The 6,589-nt window shown below is 71.1% G+C and carries 6 protein-coding genes; 2 read left to right on the plus strand and 4 right to left on the minus strand.

Annotated features, from left to right (window positions below; translation table 11 throughout):
- Positions 1 to 198 precede the first annotated feature (198 nt).
- A complete protein-coding gene (locus tag G5S38_RS14940) occupies positions 199 to 1,491 on the minus strand; it encodes a S1C family serine protease (RefSeq protein ID WP_165070337.1) in 1,293 nt (430 codons plus the stop codon).
- A 256-nt stretch (positions 1,492 to 1,747) separates the two neighbouring features.
- On the opposite strand from G5S38_RS14940, the gene G5S38_RS14945 reads away from it, so the two are divergent.
- On the plus strand, positions 1,748 to 2,515 hold the full coding sequence (locus G5S38_RS14945) for an RNase H family protein (protein ID WP_235929118.1): 768 nt from the start codon (positions 1,748 to 1,750) through the stop codon (positions 2,513 to 2,515).
- A gap of 60 nt (positions 2,516 to 2,575) precedes the next feature.
- Here G5S38_RS14945 and G5S38_RS14950 read toward each other — a convergent pair whose 3' ends face one another.
- Complete coding sequence (locus G5S38_RS14950) at positions 2,576 to 3,361, minus strand: dienelactone hydrolase family protein (RefSeq protein ID WP_165070342.1); 786 nt, start codon at positions 3,359 to 3,361, stop codon at positions 2,576 to 2,578.
- Between the two features lie 196 nt (positions 3,362 to 3,557).
- Between G5S38_RS14950 and G5S38_RS14955 the strand changes: the two genes are divergently transcribed.
- A complete protein-coding gene (locus tag G5S38_RS14955; RefSeq protein WP_165070344.1) occupies positions 3,558 to 4,403 on the plus strand; it encodes an SDR family oxidoreductase in 846 nt (281 codons plus the stop codon).
- 46 nt (positions 4,404 to 4,449) lie between these two features.
- Here G5S38_RS14955 and G5S38_RS14960 read toward each other — a convergent pair whose 3' ends face one another.
- Together G5S38_RS14960 and G5S38_RS14965 are read right to left on the minus strand one after the other, a co-directional pair.
- Complete coding sequence (locus G5S38_RS14960; protein ID WP_165070346.1) at positions 4,450 to 4,902, minus strand: SRPBCC family protein; 453 nt, start codon at positions 4,900 to 4,902, stop codon at positions 4,450 to 4,452.
- A gap of 4 nt (positions 4,903 to 4,906) precedes the next feature.
- Positions 4,907 to 6,355: a phytoene desaturase family protein gene (locus G5S38_RS14965; protein WP_165070348.1), complete on the minus strand. Its 1,449-nt coding sequence runs from the start codon at positions 6,353 to 6,355 to the stop codon at positions 4,907 to 4,909.
- Positions 6,356 to 6,589: the final 234 nt, after the last annotated feature.

The raw sequence follows: 6,589 nt of genomic DNA on the forward strand, positions 1-6,589 counted from the left end.
CGGGGGGGGGGGGGGGGGGTGCGGGGGGGGTGCGGGGGTGCGGCGGGGGGGGGGGGGGGGGCGGCGGGGGGGGGGGGGGGGGGCGGGTGGGGGGTGCGGCGGGGGGCGTGGGGGGCGGGGGTGCTGCCGGGTTCCGGACACGCGACACGGCCGGCCTCGCGGCCAGCCGTGTCGTGTGGGGGGAGGTCGGGGCGTCGGTTATGCGGGACCGGCGACGAGCGTCACCGTGGTGGACTGCGCAGCACCCGCGGCATCCGTGTAGCCGACACTGACCTGGTCACCGGGGTCGTGCGAGGCCACGATGCTGCTGAGCTGCTCGGCGGAGGTCACGGCGACCCCGTCGATCGAGGTGACCACGTCACCGGCGACGAGGCCGGCTGCCGCGGCGGGCTTGGAGTCGATGACTCCCCCGACGGTGACGCCGGCCTGCGCGGTGCCCTGCGTGCCTTGGGAACCCTGCGCGCCCTGGGTGGCACCCAGTTCGATGCCGAGGAAGGCGGGGTAGCCGATCTGCACGGTGTCGGTCTCGACGCCGGTCTCGATCTGGTCGACGACCGCGAGGGCCGTGTCGATGTCGACCGCGTATCCGACGATGTCGGCGGATCCGGAGGACGCCGCGGTGACGACCCCGACCACGTCGCCGTCCGCGTCGAACAGCGGGCCGCCGGAGTCACCGGAGACGACGTCGGAATCCACTTCGATGAGGTCGGTCAGCGATTCGGTCGACCGCGAGTACTCGTTCGAGACCGTGATGCTCTGGTCGAGCGCGGTGACCGCGCCGGAGGCCGTGACGAGGTCGCCGGTGCCTCCGGCGTTGCCCACGGAGTACACGTCGTCGCCCACGGAGACCCCGTCGGTGTCGAAGGACACGGTGTCGAGGGCCGCGCCGCCGAGGTCGTCGAGGCGGAGCACCGCGACGTCGGCCGTGGCATCCGTTCCCACCAGCGTTGCGGCGTAGGTCTCACCGGTGGATTCGACGGTGACCTCGATGCTCGTGGAGTCGTCGATCACGTGGTTGTTGGTGAGGATGTAGCCGTCGGAGTCGATGACCATGCCGGTGCCTGCCGCCTCGGCCGTGTCGTCGTAGCCGACGGTGGTGAGGATGGTGACGACGCCCTGCTGCTCCTCGGCGGTCGCGGGCGTCGCGGTGGACGACGCCGAACCGGACTGCTGCTGCTGCGGAGACTGCCGCTGCCGCGCCTGCTGCTGGGGGGACTCGTAACGCGGGGACGGCGTGACGGGGAACGACCAGCCCGAGGTGCTCTGCGGCGTCTCGGCGAGTCCGCGGCCGTAGCTGAATGCGGCCCCGGCGAGGGTGGCGCTCGCGGTGGCGCCCGCCCCGAGGGAGATGACCGCGGCGGCGGCGACCGCGGTGACGAGGAGTGCGGAGCGGCGGCGGCGGTTACGCGCGGGTGCAGCGACGCTTGCGGGCTGCGGTTCGGGAGTGTTCTGCGGTGCGGGAGTGTTCTGGGGTTCCTGGTCGGTGGTCATTGCGGCGCCTCCTGGGCACGGGTGGAGAGATGTGGTGCGCCGGCCAGAGTGCCTGGCCGACGACTTACCCATACTCAACGCCGCGACGCTATGCCGTTGCTATGCCATTTCTATGAGGCGACCGTGCGTTCCGCGCGTGCGGGCTGACCGCCGTCGGCTGCACCGGTGTCGGTTGTGCCATGCACTGCGCCACGGTGTCGACGGGGCCAGCGTCCCGCGGCTGGCAGACTGGGTGCTTCCCCACGAAAGGCACCCCGTGATCACTGCTGCCGCCGACGGATCCGCCCTCGGAAACCCCGGGCCCGCCGGCTGGGCCTGGTACGTCGACGACGACTGCTGGGCGGCCGGCGGCTGGAAGCACGCGACCAACAACCAGGGCGAGCTGATGGCGGTGCTCGACCTGTTCCGGTCGACCGCGCACCTCGACGACGAGCTCCTCGTGCTGTGCGACAGCCAGTACGTCATCAACTCGGTGACCAAGTGGATGCGCGGCTGGAAGGCGAAGGGCTGGCGCAAGGGCGACGGCAAGCCCGTGATGAACCTCGAGCTGCTCAAGGAGATCGACGCCGCGCTGGTCGGCCGCAAGTACCGCTTCGAATGGGTCAAGGGGCACGCGAACCACCCGCTCAACGAGGCCGCGGATGCCAGGGCACGCGCGGTAGCCGAGGCATTCCAGCGCGGACGTGCTGTGCCGTCCGGCCCCGGCTGGGTGCGCAAGGGAGACGTGGATGCTGCCGCTCGCCCCGCGGCGCTGCGCGGGGGCGGGCTGCCGGGAGCAGCGGAGCCCGCCGCTCCCGCTGCGCCCGCGACGCCTGCCGCTGCGGTACCGGCCGCGGCACCCGCCGCAGCCGCGCACCCCGAGCTCTTCTCGTTCGACGACGACGGCACCGACGAGGTACCGGCGGCCGCGGCATCCACCGTCTCCGTCACCGTGTCGCTGTCGTCCGACCAATTCGCGCGGCTCACCCGGCGGGCGACCGCGGCCGGCATCAGCCCGGAAGAAGCACTGCGCGACCTGATCTGAGTCGCGCTGGCCGCCCGTCAGTGCCAGTCGAGTGCGCGTCAGGTGCCCGTCAAGTGCGCGTCAGCGCGCGTCAGCCGGGGCCTGCGCGCCGAGCGTCTCATCGAGGAACGCCAGCAGCTTCGTCCAGGCATCGTTCGCCGCGTCGGCGTCGTAGGTGAACGGATTGGTGTCGTTGAAGAAGGCATGCCCGGTCTGCGGGTACACCTCGGTGCGGAAGTCGACGCCAGCACCCTCGAGCGTCGCGGTGACGGTGGGCAGCGCGTCGATCAGGCCGGTGTCCTTCTGGCCGTAGAACGCGAGCACTGGACACGCGATGCCCGCGTCGGCCGACGCCTCAGGGCCCTGGCCGTAGAACGGCACGGCAGCTCGGATGCGGTGGTCGGCCGCGGCGAGCGCGAAGGCGTTGCTCCCGCCGAAGCAGAAGCCGGTCACGGCGATGCGTCCGTCGACGCCCGGCTGCTCGACCAGGTAGTCGACGGTGGCCGTGAGGCTGGCCAGCGCGTCGGCACCGAACTCGGGCGATCGCAGCGGCGACAGGGCCTCTCGCAGGCGCGGCTGGCCGTCGCTGCGCACCTTCGGGTCCTGGCTGAACATGATGTCCTGCAGCTCGAGGCCGATCGGTGGATCGATTCCGACCCGGCTCAGCAGGTCGGGCGCGATTGCCAGGTAGCCCTCGGCGGCGAGGCGGTCGGCGATGCCGGTGATGTGGTCGACGAGTCCCCAGATCTCGTGGATCACGATCACGGCGCCGCGCACCTCGCCGGCGGGGACCGCCACGTAGGCGTCGAACTCGGTGCCGGTGCCAGCTGGGCCGGTGTCGCCGCGCAGGGCGATAGTCGTAGTCATTCGCCGAGTCTGCCACGGCCGGGCTGTGCGGGCGGCGCCGGCATCCATGCCCGTATCGCGACAGGACTGCTACTGCACTGCCACCGCATCGCGACAGCTCTGCCACACGACTTCCCGTATGTACCCCGGGTACCGCCCATGCCGCCCGCCCGCAAGGGGCTTTCGGGATGCCGCGGCGACTTGTTCACTGGGGAGCATGAATGATCCACGCGACCAGTACCCCCGCCCGCCATTCGACGTCATCGACGGCAAACCGTCCCCCTCCCCCGACCACGGCGAGGAGTCCTATGTCGGCCGCGGCCGGCTCGAGGGCCGCAAGGTGCTGCTGACCGGGGGCAACTCCGGCATCGGGCGCGCCGCCGCGATCGCATTCGCGCGCGAGGGCGCTGACGTGGCGTTCACCTTCCACAGCGACGAAGAGGGCGCGGAGGGCACCGTCGAGCAGATCGAGAAGGCCGGGCGCGTCGCCCTGTCGCTCAAGCTCGACGCTTCGAGCGAGCAGGAGTGCGTCGACGTCGTGAACGAGGCTGCATCGAAGCTCGGCGGACTCGACACCCTGGTGATGGTGGCCGGGTACCAGAACAACATCGACGACATCCTCGACCTCGAGACCGATCAGCTCACCAAGACCTACGCGGCCAACGTGTTCTCGCTCTTCTGGCTGACCAAGGCGGCGCTCGAGTACATCCCCGCGGGCGGAAGCATCATCACCACCAGCAGTATCCAGGCCACCCAGCCGTCGCCAGACAAGGTCGATTACGCGTCGACGAAGGCCGCGATCATCAACTTCACCGAGGGCATGGCACAACAGCTCGCCCCGAAGGGCATCCGGGTCAACACGGTCGCCCCCGGGCCGTTCTGGACCAACCTGCAGCCCGATGCCGGCAACCCCGACGAGCTGACCAACTTCGGCGCCGACACCCCATACGAGCGCCCCGGCCAGCCCGCCGAGTGCGCCGGAGCGTACGTCTACCTTGCGAGCGACGACGCCAGCTACACCTCGGGTGCGACCATCCTCATCGCGGGCGGCAAGATCGCGTAACGCGCCGCACCGGTAACGAGGGCCGTGTCGGTACCGCCGGTCGGCCTCAGGCCGCGACGGCGGTGCGGGCGCGGCCCTCTGCCATGTAGGCGAGCCTGTGCAGCGTCTCGGTGTTGCGCATGTGGATCATCGGGTCGCGCATGAACTGCGGCACGATACGCCCGGGGCCGAGGATGGCGTCCTCGATCATGCGGACGATGCATCCCTCACCGCGGGGCTTGACGTCGATCTGAACGAACGCCTCGCCCATCGGCCAGCCCCTGGCGCGCAGCTTGACGTGGTGCGGGGCGTCCCACTCCTCGAGGGTGGTGGTGTCGTCCAGCAGCATCGGCCACATTCCGAACGAGTGGTACAGCTTCGAGCCCTCTGCCGGCCAGGACTCGTCGACGTCGCGGATGCGCGCCGCCCCGACCACCCAGCTGGGGAACAGCCAGCCGTCGGTGAGCACGTTGAACAGGTCTTCGGGGGCACACGCCATCATGCGGTAGTTGGTGGCCAAGGGGTCACGTCCTTCTCAGGTTGGGGGGTGTCATGCCGAACTCGTGGCGGAGGGCACTCCGGGCGGCGTAGTAGCCGGCCAGGCCGTGCACTCCCGGCCCCGGCGGCGTCGACGATGAGCACAGGTAGATGCCGTCGGTCGGGGTGCGCCACGGGTCGGTCGACAGGGTCGGCCGGGCGATGAGCTGCCGGATGCTGGGCTCCCCCGCCGCGATGTCGCCGCCGACGTAGTTCGGGTTGTGGAGCTCGACCTCGACCGCGTTCTGGCTGGCCGAGGCGAGGATGGTGTCGCGAAAGCCCGGGGCGAAGCGCTCGATCTGCGCGGTGATCGCCTCCCGGCAGTCGACCGTCGACCCGGCCGGAACGTGGGTGTATGCCCACAGAACGTGCTTGCCCTCCGGCGCCCGCGACGGGTCGAAGGCGCTGGGCTGCGACACCAGCACGTAGGGGCTCGCCGGGTGGCGGCCCGCCGCGACCTCCGCCTCCGATGCCGCGAGCTCGGCGCGCGAGCCGCCGAGGTGCAGGGTGCCGGTGGTGCGCAGGTGCTCGTTGGCCCACGGCACCGGCGCCGACAGGGCGTAGTCGACCTTGGCGATCGCGTTGCCGTAGCTGAACCGGTCGAGTGCCTTGAGGTAGCGGTCGGGCAGCACGTCGCGCGCGATCTGCCCGAGCGCCTTGGCGCTGGTGTCGAGGATCACGGCGCGGGCGGGTGGCAGCTCGGCGAGCGAGGTGATCTCGGTGTCGGTCACGATCTCGCCCCCGTGTGCCCGCAGGTCGTCGGCCATCGCGTCGATGATCGCCTGGCTCCCGCCGATGGGAACCGGCCAGCCGCGCGCGTGCCCGTGCACCGCGAGCACGATGCCGGCGGCCGCGGTCGAGAGGCTCGGCATGCGACGGATCGCGTGCGCGTTCACGCCGGTGAGCATCGCCGGGGCCTCCTCTCCGCGAAAGCGCAGGTTCCAGGCGGGCGAGCCCTGCTCGAGGATGCGCATGCCCATCCGCGCGATGGTGAGTGGATGCCGCGGCACCTGCAGGATGTTGGAGCCACTGAACTGCGCCACTTCGTGTGCGCGCTCGACCAGCGGGCGAAAGAAGCCGTCCCACGCCCGGCCGTCGACACCGAGGTCATCTGCGGTGCGGTCGAGGTCGTGCCAGGCGAGGCCGGCCCGACCACCGTCGAGTGGATGCCCGTACGAGAGTTCGGGAACGACCAGGTCGATGCGCTTCTCGAGCTCGAACGAACGAAAGAACCCTGAGGCGAGCGCCATCGGGTGCACCGCGGAGCAGATGTCGTGCCAGAATCCGGGAAGCGTGAGCTCCATCGTGCGCGCGCCGCCGCCGATGGTCGGATTGCGTTCGTAGACCCGCACCGAGAGGCCCGCCCTGGCCATCGTCACCGCCGCGGACATTCCGTTGGGTCCCGAGCCGACCACCACTACATCCGGACTGTCCATGTACCCAGTCTTCCACCCCGGCGGGGATTCGCTCGCGGCGGGGGTTCGGGGCGACGTCGGGGGCCCGTGGCAGCATCGAATCATGAGCCACTTCATCGTTCCCCCGTACCTGCTGCAGCACCTCACGACGGTCGAGGATCCCGAGTGGGCGTCGGGCGCCGACGCCGCCCGCCGGTCGCTCGCCCTCGACGGGCCGATGCGCGGGGCGCGTGCCGTGCGCCCCGGCGCCCGTCT

The organism is Marisediminicola senii, from assembly GCF_011057645.1.
Taxonomy (GTDB): Bacteria; Actinomycetota; Actinomycetes; order Actinomycetales; family Microbacteriaceae; genus Marisediminicola; species Marisediminicola senii.

Bases quoted from the DNA above. Each gene is read 5' to 3' on its own strand.
- G5S38_RS14940 (WP_165070337.1), bottom strand. From the start codon at position 1,491: ATGACCACCGACCAGGAACCCCAGAACACTCCCGCACCGCAGAACACT.
- G5S38_RS14950 (WP_165070342.1), bottom strand. From the start codon at position 3,361: ATGACTACGACTATCGCCCTGCGCGGCGACACCGGCCCAGCTGGCACC.
- G5S38_RS14955 (WP_165070344.1), top strand. From the start codon at position 3,558: ATGAATGATCCACGCGACCAGTACCCCCGCCCGCCATTCGACGTCATC.
- G5S38_RS14965 (WP_165070348.1), bottom strand. From the start codon at position 6,355: ATGGACAGTCCGGATGTAGTGGTGGTCGGCTCGGGACCCAACGGAATG.